This window comes from Cellulosilyticum sp. ST5, from assembly GCF_046529625.1.
GTDB lineage: Bacteria > Bacillota > Clostridia > Lachnospirales > Cellulosilyticaceae > Cellulosilyticum > Cellulosilyticum lentocellum.
The window spans coordinates 3,826,557-3,842,774 of the sequence record NZ_CP132338.1 but is presented as its reverse complement, the minus strand read 5'-3'; the positions used below and the strand labels follow the sequence as shown (position 1 = coordinate 3,842,774).

The 16,218-nt window shown below is 35.0% G+C and carries 9 protein-coding genes; 1 reads left to right on the top strand and 8 read right to left on the bottom strand.

Translation table 11 applies throughout. The features are described 5' to 3' along the window. The first annotated feature begins 129 nt into the window (after positions 1-129). Entirely contained in the window at positions 130-1,638 is a 1,509-nt protein-coding gene (locus QTL86_RS18545) for an IMP dehydrogenase (protein WP_127065056.1), read from the top strand. 83 nt (positions 1,639-1,721) lie between these two features. Here QTL86_RS18545 and QTL86_RS18540 read toward each other — a convergent pair whose 3' ends face one another. The 8 genes from QTL86_RS18540 to gltB form a co-directional block, all read right to left on the bottom strand. Further along, positions 1,722-2,609: a CAP domain-containing protein gene (locus tag QTL86_RS18540; protein ID WP_410495682.1), complete on the bottom strand. Its 888-nt coding sequence runs from the start codon at positions 2,607-2,609 to the stop codon at positions 1,722-1,724. Positions 2,610-2,860: 251 nt separating this feature from the next. Beyond that, positions 2,861-4,948, bottom strand: coding sequence for a glutamine synthetase III (locus tag QTL86_RS18535; protein ID WP_410495681.1), 2,088 nt, complete (start codon positions 4,946-4,948; stop codon positions 2,861-2,863). A 58-nt stretch (positions 4,949-5,006) separates the two neighbouring features. Further along, positions 5,007-6,323: an aspartate--tRNA(Asn) ligase gene (aspS, locus tag QTL86_RS18530; protein WP_013659181.1), complete on the bottom strand. Its 1,317-nt coding sequence runs from the start codon at positions 6,321-6,323 to the stop codon at positions 5,007-5,009. Positions 6,324-6,345: 22 nt separating this feature from the next. Continuing rightward, entirely contained in the window at positions 6,346-7,785 is a 1,440-nt protein-coding gene (gatB, locus tag QTL86_RS18525) for an Asp-tRNA(Asn)/Glu-tRNA(Gln) amidotransferase subunit GatB (RefSeq protein WP_127065058.1), read from the bottom strand. 9 nt (positions 7,786-7,794) lie between these two features. Next, the gene (gene gatA / locus QTL86_RS18520; RefSeq protein ID WP_410495680.1) at positions 7,795-9,255 is read right to left on the bottom strand and encodes an Asp-tRNA(Asn)/Glu-tRNA(Gln) amidotransferase subunit GatA; all 1,461 of its coding nucleotides are present in this window, start codon (positions 9,253-9,255) and stop codon (positions 7,795-7,797) included. Between the two features lie 18 nt (positions 9,256-9,273). Continuing rightward, on the bottom strand, positions 9,274-9,558 hold the full coding sequence (gene gatC, locus QTL86_RS18515; protein ID WP_013659184.1) for an Asp-tRNA(Asn)/Glu-tRNA(Gln) amidotransferase subunit GatC: 285 nt from the start codon (positions 9,556-9,558) through the stop codon (positions 9,274-9,276). Positions 9,559-10,046: 488 nt separating this feature from the next. After that, positions 10,047-11,534 (bottom strand): glutamate synthase subunit beta, encoded by a 1,488-nt coding sequence (locus QTL86_RS18510; protein ID WP_410495679.1) that lies wholly within the window; start codon positions 11,532-11,534, stop codon positions 10,047-10,049. A gap of 11 nt (positions 11,535-11,545) precedes the next feature. Continuing rightward, positions 11,546-16,096, bottom strand: coding sequence for a glutamate synthase large subunit (gene gltB, locus QTL86_RS18505; RefSeq protein ID WP_410495678.1), 4,551 nt, complete (start codon positions 16,094-16,096; stop codon positions 11,546-11,548). Positions 16,097-16,218 lie beyond the last annotated feature (122 nt).

Genomic DNA, 16,218 nt, shown 5'->3' with positions numbered 1-16,218 from the left:
AATCACTCAATATCTTCATCTATTCTATGATAGTGTACAAACTTAATAAAAATATTTATTTTTATATTGTATTTTTCTTTTTAAAATACTATAATATTCACTAAATTTAATAATAAGGAGCAATTTAAAATGGCATATTATTTTGAAGAACCTTCTCGTACCTTTAGTGAATATCTTCTCGTTCCTGGGTATTCCTCTGTAGAATGCATGACTAAAAATGTAAGTTTAAAAACCCCACTCACTAAATTTAAAAAAGGTGAAACCCCAGCTATTTCTCTTAATATTCCTCTTGTATCTGCTATTATGCAATCTGTGTCTGATGATAAGATGGCTGTTGCTTTAGCAAAAGAAGGTGGTATTTCTTTTATCTATGGATCACAATCCATCGAAAATGAAGCCGCTATGGTAAGACGTGTAAAAAGCTATAAAGCAGGCTTTGTAGAAAGTATATCAAATCTTAGACCAGAGCAAACTTTAGCCGATATTTTGGCACTTAAAAAGAAAACTGGTCATTCCACCGTAGCTATTACTGATGATGGCACTGCTAATGGAAAGCTTGTAGGACTCGTTACAAGCCGTGATTATCGTGTAAGCCGTATGGAACCTACCACACTTATTAGCAGCTTTATGAGACCATTTAATGAGCTTATATACGGTCATGAGGGTATTACCCTTTCTGAAGCTAATAATATGCTTTGGGATCATAAACTTAATGTCCTTCCTGTCATCAGTAATGAACAAAAGTTACTTTATTTTGTATTTAGAAAAGACTATGATTCTCACAAAGAAAATCCTAACGAACTCTTAGACGGTTCTAAACGTTATATGGTGGGTGCCGGTATTAATACTCGTGATTATGAAGAACGTATTCCTGCTCTTATAGAAGCTGGAGCTGATGTACTATGTATCGACTCTTCAGAAGGATTTTCTGAATGGCAAGCACGCACCTTGCAATTTGTTCGTCAAAAATATGGCGATACTGTCAAAATTGGTGCTGGTAATGTAGTTGATAAAGAAGGCTTTCTATTCTTAGCAAAAGCAGGTGCTGACTTCATTAAAGTAGGTATTGGAGGAGGCTCTATCTGTATTACTCGTGAACAAAAAGGTATTGGTCGTGGTCAAGCTACTGCTGTTATTGAAGTAGCTAAGGCTAGAGATGAGTATTTTGAAGAAACTGGTATTTATATACCTATTTGTTCAGATGGTGGAATTGTTCATGATTACCATGTTACCTTAGCTTTAGCAATGGGCTCTGATTTCATTATGTTGGGACGCTATTTCTCTCGTTTTGATGAAAGCCCAACCAATAAAGTTAATATTAATGGTAACTATATGAAAGAATACTGGGGCGAAGGTTCTGCCAGAGCTAGAAACTGGCAGCGTTATGATATGGGCGGAGATAGCAAGCTCTCCTTTGAGGAAGGTGTTGACTCTTATGTTCCATATGCTGGTAGCCTTAAAGATAATGTAGGACTTACTCTTAATAAAGTAAAGTCTACTATGTGTAATTGTGGTGTACTTACTATTCCTGAGCTTCAAAAAAATGCTAAGATTACCCTTGTTTCCAACACAAGTATTATTGAAGGTGGCGCTCATGACGTTCTTCTAAAAGATCAACATCGTTTTCCAGTAAAATAACTAATAGTGATTTTATTAAGATAAAATAAGGAGGTCTAAGTATTAGCTTAGACCTCCTTATTTTATACTTTTAATGACATAGCTTATTTACCGATAAACATTTGTGTCCAATAGTTTCCATCTACTTCATAACCAATACCAATATGAGTATAGCTAGCATTTAGAATATTTGCTCTATGGCCTGAACTATTCATCCAGCCTTTTACAACTTGCTCTGGTGTTTGATATCCTTGTGCAATATTTTCTCCCGCACTTTTATAGCTAATACCATATTTCTTTAACATTTCAAATGGCGTTCCATAAGTTGGACTTGTATGACTGAAATAATTATTTTTCTTCATGTCTTGTGATTTAAGACGTGCTACGTTTCTCACACTTTCATCCATTTCAAGTGGTTTTAATCCCTGTTTTGCTCTTTCTGCATTTACAAGTTCTAGTACTTTATTCTCATAAGCTGTTTGTGTGCTTACATCAGTATCTGTAGTAGAGTCATTTCCTGTGTTTGTATCATTATTAGTTCCGTTATCAGTCCCTGTACTAGTATCATTATTAGTTTCGTTATCCGTTCCTATATTGTTACCATTGTTTATTTCGCAATCAGTATCTGTATTTCCTCCATTGCTTGTCCCATTATTAGTTCCTGTATTTGTTCCATTGTTTATTTCACAATCAGTCCCTGTATTTGCTCCATTGTTTATCCCATTATTAGTTCCTGCATTTGTTCCATTGTTTATTTCGCAATCAATTCCTGTATTGGTATCATTGCTTATTTCGTTATCTGTTCCAACGTTTGTACTATTATTTGGCTTTTGTGGTTTAGTAGCTGTTCCTGGTTTGTGGCTCGCTTGATTATGAGGACGACTACCTCCTGGTCTATGGCTTTTTGCATATAAGGAAGAGCTTGATCCTAAGATAGTTGCTCCAATAAGTGTTAATGTCATTGCTTTTGTAACTAATTTTTTTGATTTCATGTTTTTACTCCTCTTATCGTTGGTCTCAATTTGGATTCAAAATTATTACATTTTGTTTGATTCGTGTAACAACTTTGTAATATTTATTATACATGATTTCACCATATTTTCAACCTTTATTAGCTTCCTATTAATTCCACCCCCCTGCATTTATTACGTATTTATTACATATTATGATTGTGATTCAACTATAAAAGCACAAAAAAAAGACGCCGGGAGTAGCGGCGTCTTTTTTTGGAGTATCTATGTGATTATACGTAGAAGAGTAGGTCTACGTATGTTGGAAATGGCCAAGCAACTGAAGCTACCATTGTCTCTAATTCATCAGCTACTACTCTAAGAGTTTGCATTGCTTCAAATACATATTCTCTGTAGTATTTAGCTGATTCAAGAGCATCTTCATAGTTTTTAGCTTCAAGTAATACTTTATCGAGCTCTTCTATTTTGCTCATTAATGATTCTGTAAGATTTGATAATTTAGTAGCATAGCTTACTTCTTTTTCAACACTTACATTTAAGCCAAGCTCTTGTTTAACTTTAAGTGTTTCAAATACTTCTTTGTTGTATTTAAGCACGGCTGGTAAAATTTCTTTTTGTGCCATGTCTAACATTGTTAATGCTTCTATATTAATTGTTTTAGCATAGCCTTCTAATAAGATTTCACAACGTGATTTAACTTCTGTTGCTGTGAAAATACCATGTTTCTCAAAGAGTTTAATACTTTTCTCCATTCCAAATCTAGGAATAGCATCCACAGATGTTTTAAGGTTAAGAAGACCTCTTCTTTCTGCTTCTTGTACCCATTCATCACTGTAGTTGTTACCATTAAAAATAACCCTCTTATGGTCTTTCATAGTTTCTTTTACAATTGCCATAACTTCAGCTTCAAGGTCAGTCGCTGCATCCAATCTATCTGCAAATTCTTCAAGTACTTCTGCTACACTTGTGTTAAGCACAATGTTAGGGCCAGAAATAGATACTGATGAACCTAGGCTACGAAATTCAAATTTATTACCTGTGAAAGCAAATGGAGATGTTCTATTACGATCAGTTGTATCTTTTACAAATCTAGGAAGTGCAGATACTCCTGTCTCCATAAAGCATCTAGCTGTTTCACTAGCTGCTTCACCTTTTTCAATACATTCTAAGATATTAGTAAGCTCATCACCTAAGAACATAGAAATAATTGCTGGAGGTGCTTCATTAGCTCCAAGTCTGTGATCATTTCCTGCACTAGCAACAGATACTCTTAAAAGATCTGCATATTCATCTACTGCTTTAATAACAGCAGCTAAGAATAATAAGAATTGAGTATTATCCTTTGGTGATTTACCTGGCTCAAGCAGGTTTTCTCCTTCACTTGTAGACATTGACCAGTTATTGTGTTTACCTGAACCATTAACACCTGCAAATGGTTTTTCATGAAGTAAGCATACAAGACCATGTCTTTCTGCTACCTTCTTCATCATTTCCATTGTTAATTGGTTATGATCTGTTGCAATATTAGTGGTACCAAAGATAGGTGCTAATTCATGTTGTGCTGGTGCAACTTCATTGTGCTTTGTTTTTGCTAAAATACCTAATTTCCAAAGCTCGTTATCCAAATCTTTCATGTACTCAGATACTCTAGTTCTGATATTACCAAAGTAATGATCCTCTAATTCTTGACCTTTTGCTGGTTTAGCACCAAAAAGTGTTCTACCTGTTAAGATAAGATCTTTACGTTTTGCGTACATTTCTTTATCTACTAGAAAATATTCTTGTTCTGGTCCAACAGTTGTTGTTACTCTAGTTACTGATTTACCAAATTTATTAAGAATTCTAATCGCTTGTTTGTTAAGTGCTTCCATTGAACGAAGAAGTGGTGTTTTCTTATCAAGTACTTCTCCACCGTATGACCCAAAAGCTGTTGGAATATATAAGGTGTCATCTTTTACAAATGCATACGATGTTGGGTCCCAAGTTGTATATCCACGAGCTTCAAATGTTGCACGAAGACCACCTGATGGAAATGAAGAAGCATCTGGTTCACCTTTGATAAGTTCTTTTCCTGAAAACTCTAAAATAACCTTTCCATCTGCAGATGGTGAGATAAATGCATCATGTTTTTCTGCTGTAATACCTGTCATAGGTTGGAACCAGTGTGTATAGTGTGTAGCTCCTTTTTCAACTGCCCAGTCTTTCATAGCGGCTGCTACTACATCAGCAATATCTCTACTAAGTTCTTTACCTTCTGCCATTGTTTTCTTCAATGCTTTGAAGGTGTTTTTTGGTAATCTTTCTTGCATAACTGTTTCATTAAATACGTTACATCCAAAAATTTCACTTACATTTGCCATACTAAATTCCTCCTCAAATATCTCTTTATATTTTTTACTTGATATCACCATTTTTTACTTAAGGTTCTAAGCGATGTACATCTCTAGGGAACATACTTGCTTGCCTTACATTTTGTAGGTCTAAGAGCTTCATAACGAACCTCTCTAGTCCTATACCAAGTCCACCATGTGGTGGCATTCCATATTTATGAATACTCAGATAATGACTCAATTCTTCAGGATCTATACCCATTTCTTTCATCTTATCAACTTGTTGCTGGTAATCATGAATACGTTGCCCACCTGTTGTAATTTCTAGTCCCCTAAAAAGTAAGTCGAAGCTTAGTGCAAATCTGCTATCCTCTTTATCATTCATCGCATAGAATGGTCTTTTAGAAGCTGGAAAATGAGTGATAAATAGGAATTCACTATTCCAATGCTCTTTTGCATATTCACAAAGAAGTACTTCATCTTCTGGCTCTAAATCATATTTATTCTTTCCACCTCTACCTTTAATAAGGTCCAAAGCTTCAACGAAAGTTATAGAAGGAATATCCTTAATAATAGGGAGTTTAACCTCTAATAAGTCTAAGTATTCCTTGCAATGAGATTCTAAATAATTCATTACATACTTAATCATGGCTGTTTCCATCTCCATAACATCGTACATACTATCTATATATCCCATTTCAAAATCTAGGCCTATATATTCGTTAAGGTGTCTAGAAGTGTTATGCTTCTCTGCTCTATAGACTGGTGCTATTTCAAAAACTCTATCAAAAAAAGCAACACAAGTTTGTTTATAAAATTGTGGGCTTTGAGCTAAGAAAGCATCCTGGTTAAAGTAGTCTAACTTAAAGATATTAGCACCACCTTCAGCCCCTGCAGCTACAATCTTTGGCGTATGCACTTGAGTAAAACCTTGGCTTTCCATAAACTCTCTAAACCCAGATACGACGCCTTCTTGCACTTTAAAAATTGCTCTTTCATAAGGATTTCTGAGAGCCACACTACGATTATCTAAGTTTGCCTCTAAACCACAGCCTAATTTTTTATGTCCTACATTTAATGGATAATCTGCTGCTGGCATACTTAAAATCTCAAGGTCTTCAAGTTGAAGTTCAAAGCCTAAATTAGCTCTTTCATCCTCTCTAATATGACCCTTAACTCTTACATAAGCACCAACTTTAAGCTGTTCAATGCTTGCTTTACATCTATCTTTTTCATAAATAGCTTGCACAATATATCTTCCAGTTCTAAGAATAACAAATGCAAACTCACTCATTGTTCTTATTTTATGAACGCAAGCTTCTATAATGACTAATTCATCTGGGTTCTTCTTAATGCCCTCTACATCTAATACTCGTTTAAGCGATACTCCATCTATACTCTGCATAACACTACTCTCCTTTCCAAGGCTACTTGCGCTTCATTAATTCCTCTTCAAGTAAACCTTTAATTGTTTTCGGATTGGCCCTACCTGCAAGTCTCTTTGAACATTGTCCCATAAGGAATCCAAATAACTTTTCTTTTCCTGCTAAATAGCCTTCTACTTCAGCAGTAAACTCCTCTACTACTCCAAAAACTACTTCTTTTATTTCTTCCTGATTATCATTCATAAGGAAACCTTCTTCCTTAGCTATTTGCTCCGGTGATTTATTTTGTTCTAACATTAATTTCAGAATGGCTTTTGCATTGTTTCTATTAACAATATCTTCCTCTGCCATTTTTACCAAATGAGCAAATGCTTCTGCTGTGAACGGAATATTTTTGCTATCTAATTCTCCTTCATTTACATATTTGAGTAGCTCTACTACTACAAAATTAGCAACTGCTTTATAATTAGAATAACTTGTTACTGCTTCATTATAAAAATCAGATATAGCTTTGTCTGCTACAAGAATGTTGGCATCTGCCTGATTTAAACCATAACTATTTAGGTAAATCTCCATTCTTTCATCAATCAGTACAGGCAATTCTGCTTTAATAGTTTCTATATCTTCATCTGTAATTACAATAGGCATTACATCTGGCTCTTTAAAGTAACGATAATCGTGAGCATCTTCCTTTGAACGCATTGGTAAGGTAATACCTCTATTATCATTAAACTTTCTTGTTTCTTGAACAATCTCTTCTCCATTATTTAAAAGCTTAGTCTGACGTTCTATTTCATAATCAATAGCTCTTACAATAGATTTAAGTGAGTTCAAGTTTTTTATTTCTACCTTTGTTCCTAGAGTATTACTTTCTGCTCTTCTAAGAGAAATGTTAACATCAGCTCTTAAAGAACCTTCCTCCATCTTACAAAGGCTAACCCCTGCATATTGAAGAAGTCCTGCTACTTTTTCAATATAAGCTCTTGCTTCTTCTGCAGAGTTCATATCTGGCTCAGATACGATTTCTAAAAGCGGTACGCCGCAACGGTTATAATCTGCTAGGCTTGTATTTTCAATATCATCATGAATAAGCTTACCTGCATCTTCTTCAATATGTGCATGATGAATACGAACATATTTTTCTCCTAAATCAGCTTCTATTTTTACCTTACCTGATAAACAAATAGGTAAATCAAATTGTGAAATTTGATAAGCCTTAGGAAGATCTGGATAAAAATAATTTTTTCTATCTATTTTAGTAAAGCTTCCTACACCACAGCCTAAAGCAAGTGCCGCTTTAATACCATATTTAACAACTTGCTGATTAATAACTGGTAGAGTACCTGGAAGTCCAGTACAAACTGGACAACAACGTGTATTTTGCTCGCCTCCAAAATCCACTTCACAACTACAAAATATTTTTGTTTTAGTAAGAAGCTGAGCATGTATTTCAAGTCCTATAACTGGAACATAATTTACCATATTAATCACCTACACTTTCTTTAGCATACTAGGATCTATCCTCGTAAATTCTTTTTCAAATGCATTAGCTACTCCTATCACTTTTGCATCATCGAAAGCTTTACCTACGATAGACATGCCTATTGGCATACCATCTGAATCATAACCACATGTTGTGTTAATAGCTGGAAGTCCTGCAATATTAACTGTTACAGTACAAATATCAGCTAAATACATCTTAACTGGGTCATTTTCAATAGCTCCTATTTTATATGCAATTGTAGGTGCTGTTGGTGTAATCATGACATCACAGCTTTTAAAGATTTCTTCATATTCTTGCTTTATTTTTTGTCTAATATACAATGCTTTTTTATAATAAGCATCATAATAGCCACTTGATAAAGCATAAGTCCCAAGAAGAATTCTTCTTTTTACCTCATTACCAAAGCCTTCCTTACGTGTACGTGTAATACGTTCTTCATAAGTTTTTGCTTTTGGTGTACAATAACCAAACTTGATACCATCATATCTAGAAAGATTTGAACTTGCTTCAGCTGATGATAAAAGATAATAGGCTGCAATAGCATATTTTAAGCTTGGCATGGAAACCTCTACGATTTCTGCCCCTAAACTTTCATATTTCTTAATTGCTTCTAATACAGATTCTTTTACCTCTTCATCTATACCTTCTCCAAAAAATTCTTTTGGAACAGCAATCTTTAGACCTTTTATATCCATATCTAATTGACTGCTAAAATCTATTTCTTTATGAGATGATGTACCATCATGACCATCGTAACCTGATACAACTTTTAAAAGTGCTGCACATTCTATTGCACTTTGTGCAATAGGTCCAATTTGATCTAAGGAACTACCAAAAGCAACTAGACCAAAACGAGAAACTGTGCCATAAGTTGGTTTCATACCTGTTACGCCACAAAAAGCAGCTGGTTGTCTAATAGAACCTCCTGTATCTGAACCAAGGGCTACTACTGAAAGTTTTGCAGCTACTGCTGCTGCGCTCCCACCAGAAGAACCACCAGGTACTCTCGTTATATCATACGGATTTTTTGTTTTCTTATAATATGAGGTTTGTGTTGAACCACCCATAGCAAATTCATCCATACTTACTTTACCTAAGATAACTGCATCCTCAGCTAGTAACTTTTTGATGACCGTTGCATTATAAGGTGGTACAAAATTATATAGCATCTTTGAAGCACAGGTTGTTAAGATACCTTCTGTACAAATATTATCCTTAATACTTATTGGAATACCTGTAAGTAGGTTGCTGTTACCTTCCGCAATCCTTTTATCTGCTTTTTCAGCAGCTTTGATTGCTTCTTCTTCACAAACTGTAATATAGCTATCTATCTGATCATCTAATTGTTTTATTCTATCTAAGTAATACTTGGTTAACTCTACTGACGTGATTTCTTTTTGATCAAGCATCTCTCTGAGCTCAAATAGGCTCTTATCACATAGTGACATAACTCTCCTCCTCACTAACTACTCCATAATCTTCGGTACTACGAAAAATCCATCTTTCTTATGAGAAGCATTATTTAGGACGACTTCTCTGTCATAAGAAGATACTATTTCATCTGCTCTTAAATCTTTTAGGCTTACTCCTTCACCATTAAGATTTTCATCACCTTCCATAGTTACCTCATTCATGGTGTCCATTAGTTCTACTATTGCGCTCATCTCAGATACTAATCTCTCTTTTTCTGTCTCATCAATTTCTATCTTAGACAGTTTAGCTAAATAAGTAATTAAGTCTGTGTCTAACAACTCCTATCACCTGCCTCATGATTACTCCAAATTCATTTTTTTACTTTAATTTCTAACTACTCCTAGTCTTTCTTGCTTACTTCATTGTTTTCTTACTTTGGTTTTCAATTGTTCTTTGGATTGTTTGGTTTGTTATTGTTTTTGGATTTTTGAATAATACTTTTGTGTTATTTGTTTTGCTTACTCCTACTCCTGTCTTCTACTCTCAATACAAGTTACTCCTCAAGAACAGAAACAAAAATAAAGGCGCTAACTAAACACAAATAAATTGTGTTTAAAGTTAGCGCCTTTGCTAAGTTCATGTTCTATTGAAACCATATTATAACGTTTTTTTCAAAATATCAAGACCTAATTTTCATTTTTTCACTAATTTACAAAAAATTCATTGGACAAGTTAAAATATTATCTATTTTTACTTTAGTGGACGTTAATCATTTACTTTATTCTTAAGCATAAATAAAGGAGGTTACTTTAACCTCCTTTATTTATTATCTTAAATTAGTATATCCCATTAAGTACTCATCTACTTCTTTAGCTGCTTCTCGTCCTTCTCTAATAGCCCATACAACTAAAGACTGTCCTCTATGCATATCTCCTGCTGTAAATACTTTTTCTATGTTAGTCTTATACTCTCCAAGCTCAGTAGTTACATTTGTTCTGGCATCTACATCCACCCCAAAGCTATCTGTTACATAGTTTTCAGAACCTAAGAAACCTGCTGCAATTAAAACAAGGTCTGCATCTAATAATTGCTCCGAACCTTCCACTTCTCGCATTTCCCTTCTGCCTGTTTCTTCATTAGTAACAAACTTCACTTTAACTACTTTAACACCTACTAAATCACCATTTTCATCCTTGCAAAACTCTTTAACTGTTGTTTCATAAATTCTAGGATCAGAGCCAAAGGTTTCTATAGCTTCTTCTTGGCCATAATCAGTTTTGCAAACTCTTGCCCATTGCGGCCAAGGATTATTATCTGCTCTTTGATCTGGTAGTTTAGGCATCATCTCTATCTGAACAACAGATTTACAGCCATGTCTAATAGAAGTCCCTACACAGTCATTACCAGTATCTCCACCACCAATAACAACTACATTTTTATCTTTTGCACTCATATAAGTTCCATCTTCTAAATTAGAGTTTAATAAACTCATAGTTGTTGATTTTAAGAAATCTACTGCAAAATAAATTCCTTTTGCATCTCTACCTGGTGCATTAATATCTCTAGGATTAGAAGCACCACAAGCTAAAATAACTGCATCATATTCTTTTAAAAGCTTATTTGCTTTATACTTCCTTCCTATGTCTGCATTGGTAATGAACTTAATACCTTCTTGTACCATTAAATCTACGCGTCTTTCTATGATATGCTTTTCTATTTTCATGTTAGGAATACCATACATTAATAATCCACCCACCCTGTCGCTTCTCTCATATACAGTGACAGTATGACCTCTTTTATTAAGCTGTGCTGCTGCTGCAAGTCCTGCTGGACCTGATCCTACAATAGCAACATTTTTTCCTGTTCTGACAGAAGGCTTTTTAGGCTTAATAAGTCCCTTAGCAAATGCATTTTCAATAATAGCTTCTTCATTTTCTTTAATGGCAACTGCATCTCCGTTAAGCGAACATGTACATGCATTCTCACAAGGTGCTGGACAAACTCTACCTGTAAACTCTGGGAAATTATTAGTAAGTAGTAACCTTCTAGCTGCTTCTTCCCATTGTCCATTGAAAATTAGGTCATTCCATTCAGGAATCAGGTTGTTAAGAGGACAACCTGATGTTGCTCCCTTAAGCATTATTCCTGATTGGCAAAAAGGCACGCCACAATCCATACATCTTGCTCCTTGTACCTCCTGCTTTTCTTTAGCAAGTGGTATGTGAAATTCCTTGAAATTTTTCACTCTCTGAGCAGGGGCAATGCTCCTGCTTGTTGTTCTATCATACTCCATAAATCCTGTTGGCTTTCCCATATGCGGCCTCCTTATTTCCTGGTATTAGCATAAAATGCTTCAATTTGTGCTTGTTCACTACTCATACCTTTTTCTTCCATAAGCAAAATCGTCTGTCTCATACGTGCATAATCATGAGGAAGAATCTTCTTAAATTTAGATAGATACTCATCAAAATGATCAAGTACCTCTTTACCTTTAACAGAATGAGTATGAGCCACATGCTCTTCAATTAGTTGTTTAAGTTCAAGGACATCATATTTTTCAGTAACTTCATCTAGCGAAACTAAGGACTTATTTAATTTCTTATACAAGTCTCGGTCTTCATCTAGAACATAAGCTACCCCGCCGCTCATACCTGCTGCAAAGTTTTTGCCTGTTTTACCTAAGACAACAACTCTACCACCTGTCATGTATTCACAGCCATGGTCACCTACACCTTCAACAACCGCAAGTGCCCCTGAATTTCTAACACAGAAACGTTCACCTGCTACACCATTAATAAAGGCTTTACCGCTTGTTGCACCATATAAAGCAACATTTCCGATAATAATATTTTCATCTTGTTTAAACTTAGAACCTTTTGGCGGATAAACAACTAACTTGCCACCAGATAGACCTTTACCAAAGTAGTCATTACTATCTCCTACTAATTCTAAAGTTAAACCTCTGGGAATGAAGGCCCCAAAGCTTTGCCCACCACTACCATTACATTTAATAACATACGTATCATCCTCTAAAGTATTACCATAGAGTTTCGTAATTTCTGAACCAAATATAGTGCCTACTGTTCTATCCACATTTTTTACATCAATTTCTATAGATTTAGGCTGTTTATGTTTAAGTGCATTTTGTAACTTGCTTAAAATAACTCTTTCATCAATTGTATTTTGAAGTTCAAAATCATAAACATCCTTTGGATTAAATATTCTTGGTAGATCTTGATTAACATATGGATTATTTAAGATATTACTCATATCAATCTTACTTGCTTTATCATTTTCATCGAATGCTTTGACTGTTAGTAAATCTGAACGTCCTACTAATTCATTAACTGTACGAACACCTAACTTAGCCATATATTCTCTAAGCTCTTGTGCTACAAAGTGCATGAAATTAACAACGTATTCTGGTTTACCTTTAAAGCGTTTTCTTAACTCTGGATTTTGAGTTGCAATACCTACAGGACAAGTGTCTAAGTTACATACTCTCATCATAACGCAGCCCATTGTAATAAGTGGTGCTGTTGCAAAACCAAATTCTTCTGCGCCTAAAAGTGCTGCTACAGCTACATCACGTCCCGTTAAAAGCTTTCCATCTGTTTCAATAACTACTTTTGAACGAAGTCCATTCATAATAAGTGTTTGATGGGTTTCTGCAAGACCTAACTCCCATGGCAGACCAGCATTATAAATAGAGTTTCTTGGTGCTGCTCCTGTTCCACCATCAAAACTTGAAATAAGGATAACACCAGCTCCAGCTTTAGCTACACCTGCTGCAACAGTTCCTACTCCTGCTTCTGAAACAAGTTTTACAGAAATACGAGCATCTTTATTGGCATTCTTAAGATCATAAATAAGTTGTGCTAAGTCTTCGATTGAATAAATATCATGATGTGGAGGTGGTGAAATAAGACCTACACCTGGGGTTGAATGCCTTGTTTTAGCAACCCATGGATATACTTTTGCACCTGGTAATTGACCACCTTCACCTGGTTTTGCACCTTGTGCCATTTTAATCTGGATTTCTTTAGCACTTACAAGGTATTCTGAAGTTACACCAAAACGCCCTGATGCTACTTGTTTAATTGCTGAACATCTTATCTTATCCTTTAAACGTTCTGGATCTTCTCCACCTTCACCACTATTAGACTTACCACCTATTCTATTCATTGCAATAGCCATTGTTTCATGTGCTTCTTGAGAAATAGAACCATAAGACATAGCCCCAGTTTTAAAGCGTTTTACAATACTTTCTACGCTTTCAACTTCCTCAATAGGAATACCACCATCTTCAGCAAAGTTGAAGTCTAATATACTTCTAAGATTCATTGTACGATTTTCTTTATTAATAGCTGTGCTAAATTCTTTGAAAGTATTATAATCACCTGTTCTTGTTGCTTCTTGAAGTAAATGAATGGTCTCTGGATTATATAAATGCTCCTCTTTTCCACTTCTTAACTTATGGCTACCAATACTATCTACATCACTAGCTACATCTAATCCTAATGGATCAAAAGCACTTGAGTGAAGCTGTTGTACGCGTTTATTGATGTCCTTAAGGGTAATACCACCCACTCTACTTACTGTATTAGTAAAATATTTATCGATAACTTCTTTACTAATACCCATAGCTTCAAATATCTTTGAGCCTTGGTATGATTGAATTGTAGAAATACCCATCTTAGAAGCTATTTTTACGATACCCTTAAGAATAGATTTGTTATAGTCGTATTCTGCAGCATAATAATCCTTATCAAGCACATTTGTATCTATTAAATCTCTAATTGTATCCTGTGCTAAATAAGGATTAATAGCACAAGCACCATAGCCTAAAAGTGTAGCAAAATGATGTACTTCTCTAGGCTCTGCACTTTCAAGAATCATCGCTACAGAAGTTCTCTTCTTCGTTGATACTAAATGCTGCTGCATAGCAGAAACAGCTAATAAAGCTGGCATAGCCACATGGTATTCATCTACTCCTCTATCTGAGAGAATTAAGATGTTTGCACCATCTCGATAGGCCTTATCTGCTTCGATAAATAAATGCTCAATTGCCTTATCTAATGAAGTATTTTTGTAATAAGTAATAGGAAGTACCTCTACTTTAAAACCTGGTACCTTCATAGATTTAATTTTAAGCATATCTGTACTTGTTAAAATTGGATTGTTTACCTTGAGTACATGGCAGTTTTTTGCCTTTTCTTCTAGGATATTACCATCTGCTCCTACATAAACACATGTAGAAGTTACAATTTCCTCACGTATTGCATCAAAAGGAGGATTGGTTACTTGTGCAAAAAGCTGTTTAAAGTAATTAAATAGTGGTGGATTAGTCTTAGAAAGTGGAGGTAATGCACTATCAGCACCCATAGCTGCTACTGGTTCTTCTCCTGTTTTAGCCATTGGTAATATCGTTGTTCTAATGTCTTCGTAGGAATATCCAAATGCTTTTTGTAATCTTTTAAGCTCTTTTTCTGAGTATTTCTCTACGTTTTTATTTGGAATATGTAGAGAACTTAATTCTACTAAATTACTATCTAACCATTCTCCATAAGGCTGGCGACTTGCATACTCTGTCTTTAGGTCTTCATCATCAATAAGTTGACCTTTCCTAGTATCCACTAAAAGCATTTTACCTGGTCTTAATCTCTCTTTTCTGATGATTTTTTCTGCTGGGATATCCACTGCTCCAACTTCAGAAGCAAGGATTAAATGATCATCATCTGTAATATAATAACGTGAAGGTCTAAGACCATTTCTATCTAAGATAGCACCCATGAGATCACCATCTGAGAATAAAATAGAAGCTGGCCCATCCCAAGGTTCCATCATCGTTGCATAATATTGGTAAAAATCTTTTTTCTCCTGTGACATTGCCCTATTATTATTCCATGGTTCAGGAATCATAATCATAACCGCAAGTGGTAACTCCATACCTGACATCACCATAAATTCTAGTGCATTATCAAGTCTTGCAGAGTCAGAACCATTAGTATCTATAATAGGAAGAATCTTATGCATATGTTCCTTAAGTGGTTTGCAACTTACAGACTCTTCTCTAGCTAGCATCTTATCTGCATTACCTGTAATGGTATTGATTTCTCCATTGTGTACAATAAAACGATTAGGATGTGCTTTTTGCCAGCTTGGATTTGTGTTGGTACTAAAACGAGAGTGTACCGTAGCAATAGCTGAAGTATATGCTTCACTTTGAAGGTCATCAAAGAATTGACGAAGTTCTTTTACTAAGAACATTCCTTTGTACACGATTGTACGACTTGACAAGGATACCACATAAGTGCCTTCACAGCTTTGTTCAAATACTCTCCTTGCAATATAAAGTTTACGATCAAATTCAATTCCCTTTTTACATCCATGAGGACGCTTTACAAAACCTTGCATAATACAAGGCATATTATCAAAAGCTTTTTGTCCAAGAACTTCTGGATTAGTAGGTACTGTTCTCCAGCCCAAGAATTCCATTCCTTCTTTTTGAACAATGACCTCAAATAATTTCTTTTCTTGATTCCTTTTTAATTCGTTTTGTGGGAAGAAAAACATACCAATACCATAATCTCTTTCATTCCCAATAGTTATCCCTACTGATTTTGCCTCTTGTTTAAAGAAATCATGACTTATTTGAAGTAAGATACCTACTCCATCTCCAGTTTTTCCTTCACCATCTTTTCCCGCTCTGTGTTCTAGATTTTCAACAATTCTAAGTGCATTCTCAACAACCTCTCTTGACTTAATGCCCTTAATGTTTACGACTGCTCCGATACCACAATTATCATGTTCAAATCTTGGGTCGTAGAGACCCTGCTGCTGATATGGATTTTGATTTTTAAAGTTATCCTTCATAGTTAATCCCCCTATAAATTAGTGTATATAGCGAAAAAAATCAAAACCGATTTATACAACTTCTCCTTTATGCTAAAAATTGCATAAAGAATAGAACTTGTAAAAATACAAATTTTGATTTC